14 protein-coding genes are annotated in these 16,597 nt (G+C 71.9%); 4 read left to right on the forward strand and 10 right to left on the reverse strand.

Going from position 1 to position 16,597, the window contains the following annotated elements:
- Positions 1–9: 9 nt before the first annotated feature.
- From ACWGI8_RS20800 to lipB, 4 genes are all read right to left on the reverse strand, one after another.
- Entirely contained in the window at positions 10–711 is a 702-nt protein-coding gene (locus ACWGI8_RS20800; RefSeq protein WP_453662871.1) for a DUF4191 domain-containing protein, read from the reverse strand.
- A gap of 18 nt (positions 712–729) precedes the next feature.
- A complete protein-coding gene (locus ACWGI8_RS20805) occupies positions 730–933 on the reverse strand; it encodes an SCO2195 family GlnR-regulated protein (protein ID WP_453662873.1) in 204 nt (67 codons plus the stop codon).
- Between the two features lie 231 nt (positions 934–1,164).
- Positions 1,165–2,130 (reverse strand): lipoyl synthase, encoded by a 966-nt coding sequence (gene lipA / locus ACWGI8_RS20810; RefSeq protein WP_453662875.1) that lies wholly within the window; start codon positions 2,128–2,130, stop codon positions 1,165–1,167.
- A gap of 103 nt (positions 2,131–2,233) precedes the next feature.
- Positions 2,234–3,070, reverse strand: coding sequence for a lipoyl(octanoyl) transferase LipB (gene lipB, locus ACWGI8_RS20815; protein ID WP_453662876.1), 837 nt, complete (start codon positions 3,068–3,070; stop codon positions 2,234–2,236).
- A 281-nt stretch (positions 3,071–3,351) separates the two neighbouring features.
- On the opposite strand from lipB, the gene ACWGI8_RS20820 reads away from it, so the two are divergent.
- Positions 3,352–4,800, forward strand: a complete 1,449-nt coding sequence (locus ACWGI8_RS20820) for a regulator (protein WP_453662877.1) — start codon at positions 3,352–3,354, stop codon at positions 4,798–4,800.
- Between the two features lie 309 nt (positions 4,801–5,109).
- Here ACWGI8_RS20820 and ACWGI8_RS20825 read toward each other — a convergent pair whose 3' ends face one another.
- Positions 5,110–6,426 (reverse strand): NAD(P)/FAD-dependent oxidoreductase, encoded by a 1,317-nt coding sequence (locus tag ACWGI8_RS20825; RefSeq protein WP_453662879.1) that lies wholly within the window; start codon positions 6,424–6,426, stop codon positions 5,110–5,112.
- A gap of 259 nt (positions 6,427–6,685) precedes the next feature.
- Positions 6,686–7,588, reverse strand: coding sequence for a TIGR01777 family oxidoreductase (locus ACWGI8_RS20830; protein WP_453662881.1), 903 nt, complete (start codon positions 7,586–7,588; stop codon positions 6,686–6,688).
- A 26-nt stretch (positions 7,589–7,614) separates the two neighbouring features.
- On the opposite strand from ACWGI8_RS20830, the gene ACWGI8_RS20835 reads away from it, so the two are divergent.
- Positions 7,615–8,124 carry an N-acetyltransferase family protein gene (locus tag ACWGI8_RS20835; protein WP_453662883.1) on the forward strand — a complete coding sequence of 170 codons (510 nt, stop codon included), beginning with the start codon at positions 7,615–7,617 and terminating at the stop codon, positions 8,122–8,124.
- Here the strand turns inward: ACWGI8_RS20835 and ACWGI8_RS20840 are convergent.
- Positions 8,114–8,770 carry a TetR family transcriptional regulator gene (locus ACWGI8_RS20840; protein WP_453662884.1) on the reverse strand — a complete coding sequence of 219 codons (657 nt, stop codon included), beginning with the start codon at positions 8,768–8,770 and terminating at the stop codon, positions 8,114–8,116. The two genes, ACWGI8_RS20835 and ACWGI8_RS20840, sit on opposite strands and share 11 nt — an antisense overlap.
- A 112-nt stretch (positions 8,771–8,882) precedes the next feature.
- Here ACWGI8_RS20840 and ACWGI8_RS20845 point away from each other — a divergent pair, with 112 nt between their 5' ends.
- Positions 8,883–9,653: an SDR family NAD(P)-dependent oxidoreductase gene (locus ACWGI8_RS20845; RefSeq protein WP_453662886.1), complete on the forward strand. Its 771-nt coding sequence runs from the start codon at positions 8,883–8,885 to the stop codon at positions 9,651–9,653.
- 139 nt (positions 9,654–9,792) lie between these two features.
- Here ACWGI8_RS20845 and ACWGI8_RS20850 read toward each other — a convergent pair whose 3' ends face one another.
- Positions 9,793–10,311: a DUF4240 domain-containing protein gene (locus ACWGI8_RS20850; RefSeq protein ID WP_453662890.1), complete on the reverse strand. Its 519-nt coding sequence runs from the start codon at positions 10,309–10,311 to the stop codon at positions 9,793–9,795.
- 110 nt (positions 10,312–10,421) lie between these two features.
- Between ACWGI8_RS20850 and ACWGI8_RS20855 the strand changes: the two genes are divergently transcribed.
- Positions 10,422–11,342, forward strand: coding sequence for an SDR family oxidoreductase (locus ACWGI8_RS20855; RefSeq protein ID WP_453662887.1), 921 nt, complete (start codon positions 10,422–10,424; stop codon positions 11,340–11,342).
- On the opposite strand, the gene ACWGI8_RS20860 is transcribed toward ACWGI8_RS20855, so the two are convergent.
- Together ACWGI8_RS20860 and aceE are read right to left on the reverse strand one after the other, a co-directional pair.
- On the reverse strand, positions 11,333–12,301 hold the full coding sequence (locus tag ACWGI8_RS20860; protein WP_453662888.1) for a helix-turn-helix transcriptional regulator: 969 nt from the start codon (positions 12,299–12,301) through the stop codon (positions 11,333–11,335). The two genes, ACWGI8_RS20855 and ACWGI8_RS20860, sit on opposite strands and share 10 nt — an antisense overlap.
- Before the next feature lie 469 nt (positions 12,302–12,770).
- The gene (aceE, locus tag ACWGI8_RS20865) at positions 12,771–15,467 is read right to left on the reverse strand and encodes a pyruvate dehydrogenase (acetyl-transferring), homodimeric type (protein WP_453662889.1); all 2,697 of its coding nucleotides are present in this window, start codon (positions 15,465–15,467) and stop codon (positions 12,771–12,773) included.
- Positions 15,468–16,597 lie beyond the last annotated feature (1,130 nt).

Below are 16,597 nucleotides of genomic sequence, written 5' to 3' on the forward strand. Positions count from 1 at the left end.
GTGGAAGTGTCAGCGCATCTTTCCGCCGCGCGGCATCCGCATGCCCTTCGGCATGGGGCCCTTCGGCAGCGGCATGTTGCTCATCAGGTCGCCCATCGCCCGCAGCCGCTCGTTCGCCTGCGTCACCTGCGGGCCGCTCAGCACCCGCGGCAGCTTGAGCATCGTGGTCCGCAGCTTCTTCAGCGGCACCTGGCCCTCGTCGTTGCCGACGATGAGGTCGTGCACCGGCACGTCCACCACGATGCGGGCCATCTTCTTCTTCTCGGCCGCCAGCAGGCTCTTCAACCGGTTCGGGTTGCCCTCGGCCACCAGGACGATGCCGGCCTTGCCGACGGCCCGGTGGACGACGTCCTGGCTGCGGTTCATCGCGACCGCGGGGGTCGTGGTCCAGCCTCGGCCCACGTTCTGGAGCACCGCGGCAGCCGCACCCGGCTGTCCTTCCATCTGCCCGAAGGCGGCTCGCTCGGCGCGGCGTCCGAAGACGATCGCCATCGCGAGGAAGGCCAGCAGGAAGCCCAGGATGCCCAGGTAGATCGGGTGATCGATCACGAAACCGATCGCGAGGAAGGCACCGAAGGTGATGATTCCCACACCCGCGACGACGAGACCGACCTTCGAGTCGGCCCGCCGGGTCATCTTGTAGGTAAGGGCGATCTGCTTCAGTCGCCCGGGGTTCGCGGCAGAGCTCTCTGCCTGTTCCTTCCTCGCCATGCCTGAAGTTTACGTGCCTCAGGACGAGCGAGTCGCAACGGCCTCCAGCACATGCTGCGCCTCGACCCTGTCCTTGGCGCGCCGGCGGTCCTCGAGGACCGCGGCCCAGGCGTTGCGCCGGGCGGTGCGCTGGCCGCCGCGCAGGAGCACGGACTCCAGGGCTCGGAGGGCGTCGGTGACGGACGGGATGGCGTTGGCGCGTACGGAAGTCGCGGCCTGCATGGCGGGGGTCTCCCTCGGGGGCGTGGTGACGAGTGGGAGCGTGCGTGCGGTGCGTGAAGCCAGAGTCACTGATTGGTGTTACCAGGGCGTGACTGGCCGGTCAAACACCGATGAAACGTTTACGCGGATGGCCCGAACGTTGACGCGACCCCTACGCGCCCCCGACCTGCGGGGAGCGTACGGGCCGCGCCGAATCAGCCATTACTGGCCAGTAAGTTCTTGTGCGGGAATTCACACGGCCTGCGCAGCCGCGACTTCCTCCCGCTTCTGCATCGCCTGCTGGAAGAGCCGCCCCGCCCGGTACGACGAACGGACCAGCGGACCCGACATCACACCGGAGAAGCCGATCTCCTCGGCCTCCTCCTGCAGCTCCACGAACTCCTGCGGCTTCACCCAGCGCTCGACGGGGTGGTGCCGGACCGACGGGCGCAGATACTGCGTGATCGTGATCAGCTCGCACCCCGCGTCGTGCAGATGCTGCAGTGCCTCGCTGACCTCCTCGCGGGTCTCGCCCATGCCGAGGATCAGGTTCGACTTGGTCACCAGGCCGGCCGCGCGGGCCTCCGTGATGACCTTCAGCGAGCGCTCGTAACGGAAGCCGGGGCGGATGCGCTTGAAGATCCGCGGCACGGTCTCCACGTTGTGCGCGAGCACCTCGGGGCGGGACGAGAAGACCTCGGCCAGCTGGTCCGGCTCCGCGTTGAAGTCGGGGATCAGCAGCTCGACCTTGGTGCGGCCGGCCGCGCGCTCCGCCGTCTGCGCGTGGATCTGGCGCACGGTCTCCGCGTACAGCCAGGCGCCGCCGTCCGCCAGGTCGTCGCGGGCGACGCCGGTGATCGTGGCGTAGTTCAGGTCCATCGTGACGACCGACTCGCCCACGCGGCGGGGCTCGTCACGGTCGAGCGCCTGCGGCTTGCCGGTGTCGATCTGGCAGAAGTCACAGCGCCGGGTGCACTGGTCACCGCCGATGAGGAAGGTCGCCTCGCGGTCCTCCCAGCACTCGAAGATGTTCGGACAGCCGGCCTCCTGGCAGACCGTGTGCAGACCCTCGCTCTTCACGAGCTTCTGCAACTGGTTGTACTCGGGGCCCATTTTCGCCCGGGTCTTGATCCACTCGGGCTTGCGCTCGATGGGGGTCTGGCTGTTCCGGACCTCCAGACGCAGCATCTTGCGTCCGTCGGGTGCGACAGCGGACACGACCGGCTCCCTACCACTTCGATTCTTCGGCGGACACCAGGGTACGCCCGTTGATTGTGATGTCTTCACCCGTGGCCAACCTCTGGCCAGAGGGAGGCATTCCTCAGGCGGTCGGCACCGGGGCCGACTCGGGCTCGCGTGCGGGCGCGGGCTCGGGCTCGATCTCCCGCGGCTTCAGGTCCGCGTGCTCCAGTACCGCACGCAGATGCCTCTCGACCACCGGCAGGACCTCCGCGATCGTCACGTCCCGGCCCAGCTCGTTCGAGAGCGATGTCACGCCCGCGTCGCGGATGCCGCACGGCACGATCCGGTCGAACCACGTGTTGTCCGGGTTCACGTTCAGGGAGAAGCCGTGCATCGTCACACCCTTGGCGATACGGATGCCGATGGCGGCGAGCTTGCGGTCCTCGCGGCGCTGGCCGGCGTTGGACGGGGCGTACTCCGGGCCGTTCAGGCGCGCGTCGAACTCCTCGTCGTGCAGTCGCGGGTCGAAGTCCAGCGAGAGGCCGCCGAGCGCCGGGCGCTGGTCCACCGGGTCGCCCAGCACCCACACACCGCTGCGGCCCTCGATCCGCGTGGTCTCCAGGCCGAACTCCGCGCACGTGGCGATCAGCGCGTCCTCCAGGCGGCGGACGTGGGCGATCACGTCCACCGGGCGGGGCAGCTGCATGATCGGGTAGCCGACGAGCTGGCCGTGGCCGTGCCAGGTGATCTTGCCGCCCCGGTCGACGTCGATGACGGGGGTGCCGTCCAGCGGGCGCTCGCTGTCCTCCGTGCGCCGCCCCGCCGTGTAGACGGGCACGTGCTCCAGCAGCAGGCAGGTGTCCGGGATCTCGCCGGCGAACCGGGCCGCGTGCACACGGCGCTGCTCGTCCCAGGCCGCCTGGTACTCGACCGCGTCGTCGCCGAAGCCCAGATGGACAAATCGCAGCTCGCTCACCGTTGTGCCTCCCTAAAGCTTTCACGGTGCACTCATCGCGCCCCCGGTCACTGTACGACCCGGGCCGCGCGGCGCCCCGGGCCGGACCCGTCAGCGCCGCCCTCAATCCTCACACGATCGGATGAATGCGCGGCGAAGGTGGCGGTTGGGCCGGTATGGGCCGCTAAATTCGCGCCGTTCCTCCCCAGAGCTTCTCCCCCAGAGCTGCGCCTGGGGGGACCCCCAGGAGGTACCCCCATGGGCTGCACCCCGGGCCCGGAAGGCAGGAGACCGCACAGCTGATGACGGAACGACCCCCGCAGCGCATCCCCAACCGCCAGCTCGCCGCACTCATCGCAGAAGCCGGATTCTCCAACGCAGGGCTTGCCCGCCGGGTGGACCAGCTGGGCCTGGAGCACGGCCTCGATCTGCGGTACGACAAGACCTCGGTGACCCGGTGGCTGCGCGGGCAGCAGCCGCGCGGCACGACCCCCGCCCTGATCGCCGAGGTCTTCACCCGGCGGCTCGGCCGACGGCTGTCCGCGCAGGACCTGGGGCTCGACGCGTGTGCACCGGTCTACGCGGGCCTGGAGTTCGCGGCCACGCCCGAGGAAGCCGTGGACATCGTCAGCGGGCTGTGGCGCAAGGACTCCGGCAGCCACGCCGAACTCCGGAAGATCGCGTTCACCCCGGCCGGGCTCGTCGTACCGAGCCGCGACTGGCTGATCGGCCGGGCCGACGAGCGGGTGGGCCGCGGGGACCCCGCGCACAACGGGACACCGGCCCGGGTGCCCGCGCAGGGCCGCCCCTCCGTGCCGCGACAGCGCGGGACCGACCGCGGCCCGGGCCAGAAGGTCACCTCCGGCGACATCGCGGCCCTGCGCGCGGTGGGCGAACTGTTCCGGTCCCTCGACCACGCGTACGGCGGCGGGCACGCCCGGCAGGCCCTCGTCCGCTACCTGGAGCACGAGGCCGAGCCGATGCTGCGCGGCGCGTACGGGGAGAGCACCGGGCGGCGGCTGTTCGCGGCCGCCGCCGATCTGACCCGGCTGGCGGGCTGGACCTCGTACGACATCGCCGCGCACGGTCTCGCCCAGCGGTACTTCGTCCAGGCACTGCGCCTGGCCCAGGCGGCGGGGGACCGTGCGTACGGGGCGTACGTGCTGGTCACGATGGCCCGGCAGGCGGTCTACCTGGGGCACGGACGGGAGGCCGTCCAGCTGACCCGGGTCGCCCAGCAGGGCGTCGGCTCCTCCGCCCCGCCCGTCGTCCAGGCACTGCTCCACGCGGTCGAGGCACGCGGCCACGGAGTGCTCGGCGAAATCCGGGCCTGCACGGCCTCGCTCGTACGGGCCGAGCGGGCGCTGGAGACGGCACGGCCCGGTGACGACGTTCCGCACTGGGCGCGCTTCTTCGACGAGGCGCAGCTGGCGGACGAGTTCGCGCACTGCCACCGCGATCTGCAGCAGTACCGGGCGGCCGTGCAGCACGCGGAGCGCTCGCTCCAGCTGCGCGCCCCCGCGTTCGCCCGCAGCCGGCTCTTCTGCCGGGTGGTCCTGGCGACGGCCCGGCTGGGGCTGGGGGAGCTGGACCAGGCGTGCGCGCTGGGGGCGGAGGCGGCGCAGCAGGCGTCGGAGATGCGGTCGGCTCGTGCGATCGAGTATGTGCGGGACTTCGAGCGGCGGTTGGAGCCGTACCGTGACGCGGCCGCGGTACGTACGTACCGGGACCGCGTCACGGCGATCGGCTGACGGGCCGCTCCGCGGTGGGGCGCGGGTTCTGGAAGCGCGACGCTCCACGTCGGGTGGGCCCGGGTGTCCGTCCTCAAGCGCCGGACGGGCTTGGTGGGTGGCCGGGGCCGTTGAGTGAGCCGGTGTGTCCGTCCTCAAACGCCGGACGGGCTTGGTGGTGGTCGGGCGGGCTGATGGGTGGTCGGGTGTTTCTACGGGCGGGTGCCCCGGAGCTGGACTTCGGTTGCGTGACTGCCGTCCGGCCGTCCCGGCTGTCGTCCGGGCTGCTGTCCCGGCTGCTGTCCCGGTCTGTGCGGTTGCAGCCCCGGCTTACGCGGCTGCGGTGCTGAGGGGTGCGGTGTCGAACTCCGGCTGGATACCGAAGTCGCGCAGGATCGCGTGCGCGGCCCTGCGGCCGGAGAACAGGGCGCCCTGGACGGTGCTCGTGTCGCGGTGGTCGCCGCAGACGTAGAGCCCGCAGAGCAACCGCACCGGGCGGCGCGGATCGTGCGGCGGCGGCATGGCGGGAACCGCCTCCGGGTCGTGATGGAGACCGAGCAGCTCCCAGTCTCCGGTGGATGTGCCGTACAGCGTGGCGAGATGCCTGCGTACCCGGCGGTCGAGGTCGGCGGGCGGGCGGCCGAGGACGGTGGAGGTGATCAGGGCGCGGCCGTCCGGGGCGCGGGACGGGTCGACCTCGCTCATCACCGCGGTGTGCGCGACCGGGCCGGAGCGGTCGGCGTCCAGCAGCAGCGCGGGCTCGGTCAGCGGTGCGGCGGGGGCGGTGTGATGAAGGACCGTCACGGGGTGGAAGGCCGGAACGTGCAGGCCGGGGAGGAGCGTGGCGGCGGCGCGGGCGCCGGTGGCGAGGAGGAGGGAGCGGCAGGTGATCGTGCCGTGCTCCTCGGTGGTGACGGAGCTGATCGAGGCGTCCGTGACGTGAACGCCGGTGTGGACGGTGCCGGGCGGAAGAGTGTCCGCGAGCAGCTCGGGAAGGGTGGCGGCGCCGCCCGCCGGGACGCAGAGCCTGCCGCGGGCGAAGCCGCGCAGGACGAGGTCGGAGCAGCGGCTGGAGGTGGTGAGCTCCGGGTCGCCGAGGAGGGCGGAGAGGAGCGGGCGGAGGAAGGCGTTGACGGTACGAGGGGGCAGTCCGCGGGTGAACAGGGCGTCCAGGGTGGGCTGTTCACGGCGGGCCAGCAGACGGCGGGGCGGGGTGGCGGCGAGCCGGCCGAGCGCGGCGGCGAGGCGGGCCTGGTCGAAGGCCCCGCCCAGGGGCGTGCGGGGGGCGCTCGCGAGGGCGCGTGCAGCAGTGAGTGCGCCCCTTGCGCTCCGTGTGCTGCGCGCCTCGCCGGCGCGGTGGTGGCGGCCGTCGCTGTGCACGAGCACACCGGGTGAGAAATGGCGCAAGGGCAGCCGTGTCAGGGCGGGGGTACGGCGGAGGTCCGGGTACGCCGTGTTGAGCAACTGCCCGATCCGGTCCAGCCGGAACCCGTCGACGAGTTCCGTGGCCATCCGGCCGCCGACCCTGGGGGCGGCCTCCAGCACGGTGACCGTGACCCCCGCTCGGGTCAGCCGATGAGCCGCCGCAAGCCCGGCGACCCCGGCTCCGACGATGACGACGTCCGCGTGGCGTGCGCTGCTGAGCACGTGCCCCTCCCCGAGGTCGGCGCGGCTGGTGTGGGGTCCTCATGCCCCCAACCGGCCACCGGAATGCCGAAGTTCGGATCGAGCGTAGAAACCTCGCCACGCCGTGCCACTCGCGCGCGGCGGGGCGCCCTGTGGCACGGGGTCGCACGCGGCGCGCTCACGGACTGTCCGGCGGATCTTGCCGGACTCGCGACGCCCCGAGACCGGCGGACCGGCCCTGGCCCCCGAGGGGAAAGCCCCAGGGGCTCGCGGTCCGGGCTCAGTCGAGGGCCGCTCGGATCGCCGCGTCGATCGAAGGGTGGGCAAAGGTGAAGTCCGACTCGAGGAGCTTCTTGGGGAGGACGCGCTGGCTGCCGAGGACGTCCCCGGCGAATTCGCCGAGGGCGATGCGGAGGGCGAAGGGCGGGACCGTGAAGAGGGTCGGGCGGTGGAGGACGCGGCCCATGGCGGCGGTGACCTCGCGGTTGGTGAGGGGAGCCGGGGCCGTGAGGTTGACCGGGCCGGAGAGGGTTTCCGTGTCGACGATGTGGCGGAGCGCCGCGATCTCGTCGTGCAGGGAGATGAAGCTCCAGAACTGGCGGCCCTTGCCGAGCCGGCCGCCCAGACCCGCCCGGAAGACGGGGAAGAGCCGGCCCCACGCGCCGCCCTCGCGGGCCACCACCAGGCCGGTGCGGGCGAAGGCCACACGGATACCGGCCTCCTCGGCCGGGGCCGCCGCGGCCTCCCACTCCTCGCACACGAAGGGAAGGAAGCCCGCGCCGGGCGGGGCGCTCTCGTCGACCGCGCGGTCACCGGTGTCGCCGTAGTACCCGATCGCCGACCCGCACACCAGCACCCGCGGCGGCTGCTCCAGCGAGGCCACCGCCTCGGCGATCGCGGCGGTGCCGAGGACCCGGCTGTCCCGGATCTCCTTCTTGTACGCCTCCGTCCACCGCTGGTCGCCGACCCCCGCCCCCGCCAGATGGACGACCGCCTCGCAGCCGACGAGCCCCGCCGCGTCCACGTACTGCCGCGCGGGATCCCACTCCACCTCGTCAGCCTCGCGTGCCGGCCGCCGTACGAGCCGGACCACGTCGTGACCGCCCTCAGCCCGCAGGGAACGTACAAGTGTTGAACCGATGAGCCCGCTCGAGCCGGTGACCGCAATGCGCATGCGGTCCATCCTGCCCGCATGGCACAGTGATCGTCATGTCCGAGACCCGCGCGCCGCACGCGATACGCCCCGCACGCAGTTCGGACGATGCGGAGCTGGGTGACCTCGACAGGGCCACATGGTCCACCCTGCACTCCGTACAGCCGCGTCCGCTGCCGCCGTACGACCCGTTCTTCGACGACTCCCACGTGCCTCACGGTTATCTCGTCGCGGAGACCCAGGACGGCAGGATCGCGGGATACATCCGCCTCGGCGCCCCCACCCCGCTCGCCTGCAACGCGCATGTGCGGCAGGTCCAGGGCCTCGCGGTGGCCGGCTGGGCACGCGGACAGGGCGTGGGGCGGGCGCTGCTGCGGGCCGCGGCGGCCGAGGCGCGGCGCCAGGGCGCGGCCCGGATCACCCTGCGGGTGCTCGGCCACAACGCACCCGCCCGCCGGCTGTACGAATCCGAGGGTTACGCCGTCGAAGGCGTCCTGCCCGGCGAGTTCTTCCTGGCCGGCCGGTACGTCGACGACGTACTGATGGGGCGTGCGCTCACCCCGTGACCCCCGGGCCGGTCAACGGCCGCATCCCGCTCGTCAGTTCACGCAGGCAGCGCACCGCCAGCTCCGCCGGCGAACCCGCGCCGCTGACCGGGGCGTCGGTCTCCGCCCAAGCTTCCAGCGCCACCCGGATCGCGTCCGTGGCCGCCGCCGCCGCGAGCCGTAGCCCCAACGGGTCGGCCGCCGGCCCGGCCAGCGCGGCCAGCACCGGCACCAGCCGCTCCTCGGACTCCTGGTTCACCCGGTACCAGACGGCCCGGAGCGCCGGGTCCTGGGCCGCCGCGCGCAGCAGCCCGCGCGTCCAGCGCAGCCCCTCCGCCGTCCCGTCGTCCGGTACGGACAGCGCCTCGGCGATGGACCGCTCCAGCGCCTCGGGCACCGCGGTACCGGGCTCGGCAGCCGCCAGCAGCGCGCGCCAGCGCTCCGCCCCGCCCGCGAGCAGCGGGGCGACGGCGTCCTGTTTGTTGCGGAAGTACCGGTAGAAGGTGCGCAGTGCGACCCCGGCGCTGCGCGCGATCTCCTCGGCCGTGGTGCCGTCGGGGCCACGCTCGGCGAACAGCTCGGCGGCGGCGCGCGCGATGTCGAGCTGGGTCGCGGCCTTGCGGCGCTCGGTCAGCGACAGTCGCGGGGACGGTGAATGGGTGCTCACCGGAGGAAGCGTACGCCCGGCCCGACTCGTGTGGCATGACCTGTCGACATGGCAAAACGTGCCATCAAGGCTTACCGTGTGGCGGACTGCCGAAGAGTGAAGAGAGAGACACATGAACCGCTACGAAGGCCGCCGCGTGCTCATCACCGGCGCCGGATCCGGCATCGGCCGGGCCACCGTGCACCGGATCCTCGCCGAGGGCGGCCGCGTCGTGGGCGTCGACGTCAGCGAAGAGGGCCTGAAGGCGACCTTCGCCGGGGCCGCCGCCGACGGCACCGCCGCCCGCCTCACCACCGCGCTGCTCGACATCTCCGACGAGGCTGCCGTGAAGGTGGGCGTCGCCGCGGCGGTCGAGTCCCTCGGCGGTCTCGACGTGCTCGTCAACGCGGCCGGAATCCTTCGCTCGGAGCACACCCACAAGACCTCGCTCGACCTCTTCAACAAGATCATCGCGGTGAACCTCACCGGCACCTTCCTGATGATCCGTGAGTCCCTGCCGGCCCTGCTGGCGGGCGACACGCCGGTGGTCGTCAACTTCTCTTCGACGTCGGCGAGCTTCGCGCACCCGTACATGTCGGCGTACGCGGCCAGCAAGGGAGGCATCCAGTCGATGACCCACGCCATCGCGAGCGAATACAGCAAGCAGGGCCTGCGTGCCGTGTCCGTCGCGCCCGGCTCGATCTCCTCCGACATGACCAGCGGCACCGGCCCCGGCCTGCCCGAGGACGCCGACATGTTGCTCTTCATGAAACTCGCCCCTGCCATCGGCGCGGGATTCGCGAGCCCGGACACCGTGGCCGGCGTCGTCGCGATGCTCGGTTCGCAGGACGGCGCCTTCATCACCGGCACCGAGATCCGTATCGACGGCGGTACGCACTTCTGACGCCTACGCGCACGATGTGTACGGGCGACGCATGCCTACGGGCGACGCATGCCTACGGGCGACGCATGCGTTCGGGCGCACGCATGCGTTCGGGCGCACACGTGCGTACGCGCGCATACACCCGTACGCGCACGTACCGTCAGAGCCCGAAACGGTCCCAGAGCGCGGGGAACCGTTCCGCCAGTGCGCGGTCGTCGTCGAAGTCGAACGGCGTGCCCTCCGGCTCCGCCGCCTGCCCGGGGATCCCCAGATCGGGTGCGACCGCACCGGTGAGCTGCTCGTACGCCTCGTCCGCCGCGTACCCCAGCTCCTCCCCGTCCCCGTCGATCTCCTCGTCGAAGTCGTCCAGGAGATCGGCGAGGGCGTCCGGGTCGTGCACCGCACCCTCGAAGACCTCCCGCCCCTGGCCGATCAGCCAGCAGCGGAAGTAGTCGAACGCGTCGTCGCTCGCGCCACCGAGCAGCACCGCGGCCGCGCCCCACAGATCCCAGCGGTACGCGCGGTTGTAGCGCGCCTCGAAATGCCGGGCGAAGTCCAGGACGGAGTCGGGATCGAGTCGCAGCAGCCGCTCGACGAGCAGCTCGGCATGGTCCTCGGGGTCGCCCTCGGCGGCCACCCGGGTGCTGTCGACGATCTCCCAGAACTCCGTCTCGTCCATCACGGGACAAGCATCGGGGTTTGCGGAGAGTGGCGCACGTGGAGCCGCAGAAATGCTGCCTTTCGGGAATGTGGACAGAGGGTGTCGGATTTTCCTGCAAGCGTTGCACCATGACGACCGACACAGCACTGCAGGGGAAGATCGCGCTGGTCGCGGGCGCGACACGGGGCGCGGGCCGCGCCATCGCCGTACAGCTGGGCGCGGCGGGCGCGACGGTCTATGTGACCGGCCGTACGACGAGGGAACACGCCAGCGAGGTGGGGAGGACGGCGGAGACGATCGAGCAGACGGCGGAACTCGTCACCGAGGCGGGCGGCGAGGGCATCGCCGTCCCCACCGACCATCTCGACGTGGACCAGGTCCGTGCCCTGGTCGTGCGCATCGACCGGGACCACGGCCGCCTGGACATCCTCGTCAACGACATCTGGGGCGGTGAGCACCTCATCGTCTGGAACACGAAGATGTGGGACACGGACCTGCAGGGCGGGCTGCGGATGCTGGAGCTCGGCGTCCGCAGCCACGTCATCACCAGCAGCTGCGCCCTTCCGCTGCTGGTCCGCAACCCGGGCGGGCTGGTCGTCGAGGTCACCGACGGCACGGCCGAGTCGAACCGGCGCTTCCGCGAGAACTTCTACTACGACCTCACCAAGTACGCCCCGATCCGGATGGCCTTCGCGCTCGGAGAGGACCTCAAGAGCGTCGGCGGCACGGCCGTCTGTGTCACCCCCGGCTTCCTCCGCTCCGAGCAGATGCTGGAGATCTTCGGCGTACGCGAGGAGAACTGGCGGGACGCCATCGCCAAGCAGCCGCACTTCGCGATCGCCGAGTCGCCCCTCTACATCGGCCGGGCGGTGGCAGCCCTCGCCGGTGACCCCGACCGGGCCAGGTGGAACGGCCGGTCGCTCTCCAGCGGACAGCTCGCGAAGGAGTACGGATTCACAGACGCGGACGGCAGCCGGCCCGACGCCTGGCGGTACTTCGAGGAGGTCGTCTACGGCGGCAAGGACGCGCCGGTGGACGACTATCGCTGAGCTTCCGGGTACAGCGCGTGCATACGGGCCGCGGCCTCGGCGAACCGCCCGCGGAGGCCGGCCGGCTCCAGCACCTCCAACTCCGGCCCGAGACCGAGGAGCTGACCGAACGCCACCTCCTCCGACTCGACCGGAAGGGTGATGGTGACCCAGCCCTGCTCGTCCGGCGGCCCAGCGGCCTCCAGCGCCTCGCGGGTGGCGGCGCGGTCCGTGATGTACGGGAGCCGCCGGGCGCCTTCGGGTGAGAGCCGGACGACGATCCCGGAGCGCAGGATCGAGCGGGCGAACTGCGCGGCGCGCTCCTCCCAGAAGGCGGGCAGATCGAAGGACTCGTCCCGTTCGAAACGGTTCTCGGAGAGGGCGACGGCGGTGAACCGGTCGATCCGGTAGACCCGGAACGTCGTGCCGTCGGCGCGGGCGCACAGGTACCAGACCCCGGCCTTCAGGACGAGGCCGTACGGCTCCAGCTGCCGCTCGGCGTCCCGGTAGCGTGCCTCGACGAGCCGGTCGTCCCACACCGCCTCCGCGATGGTGGGCAGCAACTCGGGCGTCTCCGGCTCCTGGTACCAGCCGGGCGCGTCCAGATGGAAGCGCTGCGCGGCCGACCGTGACGCGTCACTCAGCGACGGCAGCAGCGCGGCGGACACCTTCAGCCGGGCCGCGGATGCCGCGTCCTCAAGTCCCATCTCCCGCAACGCCCCCGGCAGCCCGGACAGGAACAGCGCCTCGGCCTCACTCCGGGCCAGCCCGGTCAGCCGCGTCCGGTACCCCCCGATCAGCCGGTAGCCCCCGGCCCGCCCACGGTCCGCGTAGACCGGAACCCCTGCCTCCGACAGCGCGAGCGCGTCCCGGGTGATGGTCCGCTCGGAGACTTCGAGCTCTTCGGCGAGTTCGGCGGCGGTCATGGAGGGCCGCGACTGAAGGAGGAGAACCATCTTGATGAGGCGGGCAGCGCGCATGGGGTCATTGTCGCGAGGCCGGCCCCGCGTGCCCCGGTGCGCCCGGCGGGCGGGCCCCGAAGCGTGCCGTCCACGTCCGGCGGGCGGGCCCCGAAGCGCGCCGCCCACGTCCGGCGGGCGGGGGTGCCCGTCCTCGATCGCCGGACGGCTTGGCAGCGGACGGTTCCCGACTGCGCGGCCGGGGTGTCCCGTCCTCAAACGCCGGACGGGCTGGGTGTGCCCGGCACCGAGAAGGCGGCCGGTGTGTCCGTCCTCGATCGCCGGACGGCTTGGCAGCGGACGGTTCCCGACTGCGCGGCCGGGGGTGTCCCGTCCTCAAACGCCGGACGGGCTGGGTGTGCCCGGCACCGAGAAGGCAGCCCGGGTGTCCGTCCTCAATCGCCGCACATCGACACAGCGGAAAGGCCCGCCGCAGGCGCGAGCCCCCGCCGCCCGGAGGCGACGGGGGCTTCACAGCACCGCACAGGCCTTACAGGCCGTACCGCTCCCGCGCGTCCTTGACCGCCGAGGCCGGGACCTCGCCGCGCCGCGCGAGCTGGGCCAGCGCGGCGACCACGATCGACTGCGCGTCGACGCCGAAGTGACGGCGGGCCGCATCACGGGTGTCCGAGAGGCCGAAGCCGTCCGCGCCGAGCGAGGACCAGTCCTGCTCCACCCACTGGGCGATCTGGTCCGGGACCTGGCGCATGTAGTCGCTCACCGCGAGCACGGGGCCCTCGGCGCCCTCAAGGGCCTGGCGTACGTACGGGATACGGGACTCGCCGCGCAGCAGCGCCGCGTCCGCCTCCAGCGCGTCGCGCCGCAGCTCGGTCCACGAGGTCGCGGACCAGACGTCGGCCGTGACGTTCCAGTCGGCGGCGAGAAGCTTCTGCGCCTCCAGCGCCCAGTGGATCGCCGTACCCGAGGCGAGAAGCTGGATGCGCGGGTCGTCCGCGGCGCCCTCGCCCGTGTTGAAGCGGTACAGACCGCGGACGATGCCCTCGTCGACGCCTTCCGGCTTCGCGGGCTGCGGCATCGGCTCGTTGTAGACGGTCAGGTAGTAGAAGACGTCCGAGTCCTCGCCCGGGCGGGCTTCGCCGTACATCCTCCGCAGACCGTCCTTGACGATCGCCGCGACCTCGTACGCGAACGCCGGGTCGTACGTCAGCGCCGCCGGGTTCGTCGCCGCGATCACCGGCGAGTGGCCGTCCGCGTGCTGCAGACCCTCACCCGTCAGCGTCGTACGGCCGGCCGTGGCGCCGACCAGGAAGCCCTTGCCGAGCTGGTCGCCGAGCTGCCACATCTGGTCGGCGGTCCGCTGCCAGCCGAACATCGAGTAGAAGATGTAGAAGGGGATCATCGTCTCGCCGTGCGTCGAGTACGCGGTGGCGGCGGCGATGAAGTCGGCCATCGAACCGGCCTCGGTGATGCCCTCGTTGAGGATCTGGCCGTCCTTGGCCTCGCGGTAGTACATCAGCTGGTCGCGGTCGACCGGCTCGTACGTCTGCCCCTTCGGCGAGTAGATGCCGAGCGACGGGAACAGCGACTCCATACCGAAGGTGCGGGCCTCGTCGGGGACGATCGGGACCCAGCGCCTGCCGGTCTCCTTGTCCCGGATCAGGTCCTTGATCAGCCGGACGAAGGCCATGGTGGTCGCCACCGACTGGTTGCCGGAGCCCTTGTCGAAGGCGGCGAAGGCCTTCTCGGCGGGCGCGGGCAGCGCGCCGACCGGGTGGACACGGCGGGCCGGGGCCGGGCCGCCGAGAGCCGCGCGGCGCTCCTGGAGGTAGCGGACCTCGGGGGAGTCGGCGCCCGGGTGGCCGTACGGCACCTGGCCGTCGGCGAACGCCGAGTCGGCGATCGGCAGCCCGAGCAGGTCGCGCATGTCCTTGAACTCGTCCACCGTCAGCTTCTTCATCTGGTGGTTGGCGTTCTTGGACGCGAAGCCCTCGCCGAGCGTGTAGCCCTTGACCGTCTGGGCCAGGATCACGGTCGGCGCGCCCTTGTGCTCGACGGCGGCCTTGTACGCGGCGTACACCTTGCGCGGCTCGTGGCCACCGCGGGAGAGGTGGAAGCACTCCAGGATCTTGTCGTCGGACAGCAGCTTCGCCATCTCGACGAGCGCCGGGTCCGCGCCGAAGAAGTCCTGGCGGATGTAGGCCGCGTCGCGGGTCTGGTACGTCTGGACCTGCGCGTCCGGGACCTCGCGCAGGCGGCGGACGAGCGCGCCGGTGGTGTCGAGCTGGAAGAGCTCGTCCCAGGCGTTGCCCCACAGCGTCTTCACGACGTTCCAGCCGGCACCGCGGAACTGGGCCTCCAGCTCCTGCACGATCTTGAAGTTGGCGCGGACCGGGCCGTCGAGGCGCTGCAGGTTGCAGTTGATGACGAAGGTCAGGTTGTCCAGGCCCTCGCGGCTCGCGAGCGCGAGTGCCGCGGTGGACTCGGGCTCGTCCATCTCGCCGTCGCCGAGGAACGCCCAGACGTGGGACGCGGAGACGTCCTTGATGCCGCGGTTCGTCAGATAGCGGTTGAAGCGCGCCTGGTAGATCGCGGAGAGCGGGCCGAGGCCCATCGAGACCGTCGGGAACTCCCACAGCCAGGGCAGCCGGCGCGGATGCGGGTACGACGGCAGGCCGTCGCCGCCGGACTCCTGGCGGAACTTGTCCAGGTGGGCCTCGGTGAGGCGGCCGTCGAGGAAGGCGCGGGCGTAGATGCCGGGCGATGCGTGGCCCTGGATGTAGAGCTGGTCGCCGGAGCCGTCGGCCTCCTTCCCGCGGAAGAAGTGGTTGAAGCCGGTCTCGTAGAGCCAGGCCGCAGAGGCGAAGGTGGCGATGTGGCCGCCGACGCCGTACTTGGAGCCGCGCGTGACCATCGCGGCGGCGTTCCACCGGTTCCAGGCGGTGATCCGGCGCTCCATCTCCTCGTCACCGGCGGCCTGGGTGGGCTCGGCGGCGGTGGGGATGGTGTTGACGTAGTCCGTCTCCAGCAGCTTGGGCAGGTCCAGCCCGGCGACACCCTCGGCGTGCTGGAGGGTGCGGCGCATCAGGTACGCGGCGCGGTGCGGGCCGGCAGCCTTGGTGACGGCGTCGAGAGAGGCCGCCCATTCGGCGGTCTCCTCGGTGTCACGGTCCGGGAGCTGGTCGAGCTCGCTCGGAAGCGGAAGCTTGCTGCCTACGGGGTCGGTCATGATCGCCGCCTTCCGGAGAGGAGGGGGGTGGAGAAAGGGGGCCTTGTCTGGCAGGACGGGGCCGTGGACTGGTGAGTCCGTCGTCGACTGTAAGCCGACGATCGATGATCGATCAAAGCGTGAAGGGAAAAACTTCTTCAGATCGAGAAAGTCGGCACAGGGTGCCGCGAATCTGGGCACGCGGTGCCGGATCTTTTATGGCGGGGCTCCGCCCCACGGCCCCGGGACCAGGGGGGGTGCGGGGTGCCTCCGGCGGCGGTGCGGTGACGGTGTGCCCGGTGCCGTGACGGCGTCCGGTGTGTCCGTCCTCAAGCTCCGGACGGGCTTGGGGCGCCCGGTACCGCGGGTGACCCGGTGTGTCCGTCCTCAATCGCCGGACGGGCTCGGGGTGCGCCGGTGGGGCGGGGCCCCTCCGGGCTCGACTCCTCGGGGCGGCATCCGGCCCGGGACCCATGTGCCCCGGCACGATGCCACCCCTGCGGGGCCGACCCTGCACGGCCCCACCCCTGGCCGTCGCCCGACTGTCGGCCGGTGGGTGGTTTGTGCCCACCCGTTCCTCCCCCTAGGACTCCGTCCTGGGGGGACCCCCATGCGGAACGACTGCCCACAAACCACGTGAACGCATCCCACCGGGGTCAGCTCCACGGGTACGCAGCCCCGGGGACGTGCAGGGGTCGTGTTCGGGACACTAAAGCGTGATTTGTGGCGCGCGACGAGGGTCAGGTCCGTGCGGTACCGGGTGGCGCGCCGTAAATCATGCCGTCCCGGATACGAGCCCCGGAGCGGCCCCGGACGGCATCCACACGGTCCCGGCCAACCCCGAACCACCCAAGCCCGTCCGGCGTTTGAGGACGGACACACCGGACGCCGCCACGGCACCGGGCACACCGCACCCCGCGCGACGGCACTGCCGCGACCTGGGGCACTCCCGATCACCCAAGCCCGTCCGGCGTTTGAGGACGGACACACCGGACGCCGCCACGGCGCCGGGCGCACCGCACCCCGCGCGACGGCACTGCCGCGACCTGGGGCACTCCCGATCACCCAAGCCCGTCCGGCGTTTGAGGACGGACACACCGGACGCCGCCACGGCGCCGGGCGCACCGCACCCCGCGCGACGGCACTGCCGC

The organism is Streptomyces sp. NPDC054841, from assembly GCF_053611045.1.

Excerpts from the sequence above, each read along its gene's own strand:
- aceE (WP_453662889.1), bottom strand. The coding sequence starts at position 15,467 with ATGACCGACCCCGTAGGCAGCAAGCTTCCGCTTCCGAGCGAGCTCGAC.
- ACWGI8_RS20850 (WP_453662890.1), bottom strand. The coding sequence starts at position 10,311 with ATGGACGAGACGGAGTTCTGGGAGATCGTCGACAGCACCCGGGTGGCC.
- ACWGI8_RS20820 (WP_453662877.1), top strand. The coding sequence starts at position 3,352 with ATGACGGAACGACCCCCGCAGCGCATCCCCAACCGCCAGCTCGCCGCA.
- ACWGI8_RS20860 (WP_453662888.1), bottom strand. The coding sequence starts at position 12,301 with ATGCGCGCTGCCCGCCTCATCAAGATGGTTCTCCTCCTTCAGTCGCGG.
- ACWGI8_RS20855 (WP_453662887.1), top strand. The coding sequence starts at position 10,422 with ATGACGACCGACACAGCACTGCAGGGGAAGATCGCGCTGGTCGCGGGC.
- ACWGI8_RS20800 (WP_453662871.1), bottom strand. The coding sequence starts at position 711 with ATGGCGAGGAAGGAACAGGCAGAGAGCTCTGCCGCGAACCCCGGGCGA.
- ACWGI8_RS20835 (WP_453662883.1), top strand. The coding sequence starts at position 7,615 with ATGTCCGAGACCCGCGCGCCGCACGCGATACGCCCCGCACGCAGTTCG.
- ACWGI8_RS20845 (WP_453662886.1), top strand. The coding sequence starts at position 8,883 with ATGAACCGCTACGAAGGCCGCCGCGTGCTCATCACCGGCGCCGGATCC.
- ACWGI8_RS20805 (WP_453662873.1), bottom strand. The coding sequence starts at position 933 with ATGCAGGCCGCGACTTCCGTACGCGCCAACGCCATCCCGTCCGTCACC.
- ACWGI8_RS20830 (WP_453662881.1), bottom strand. The coding sequence starts at position 7,588 with ATGGACCGCATGCGCATTGCGGTCACCGGCTCGAGCGGGCTCATCGGT.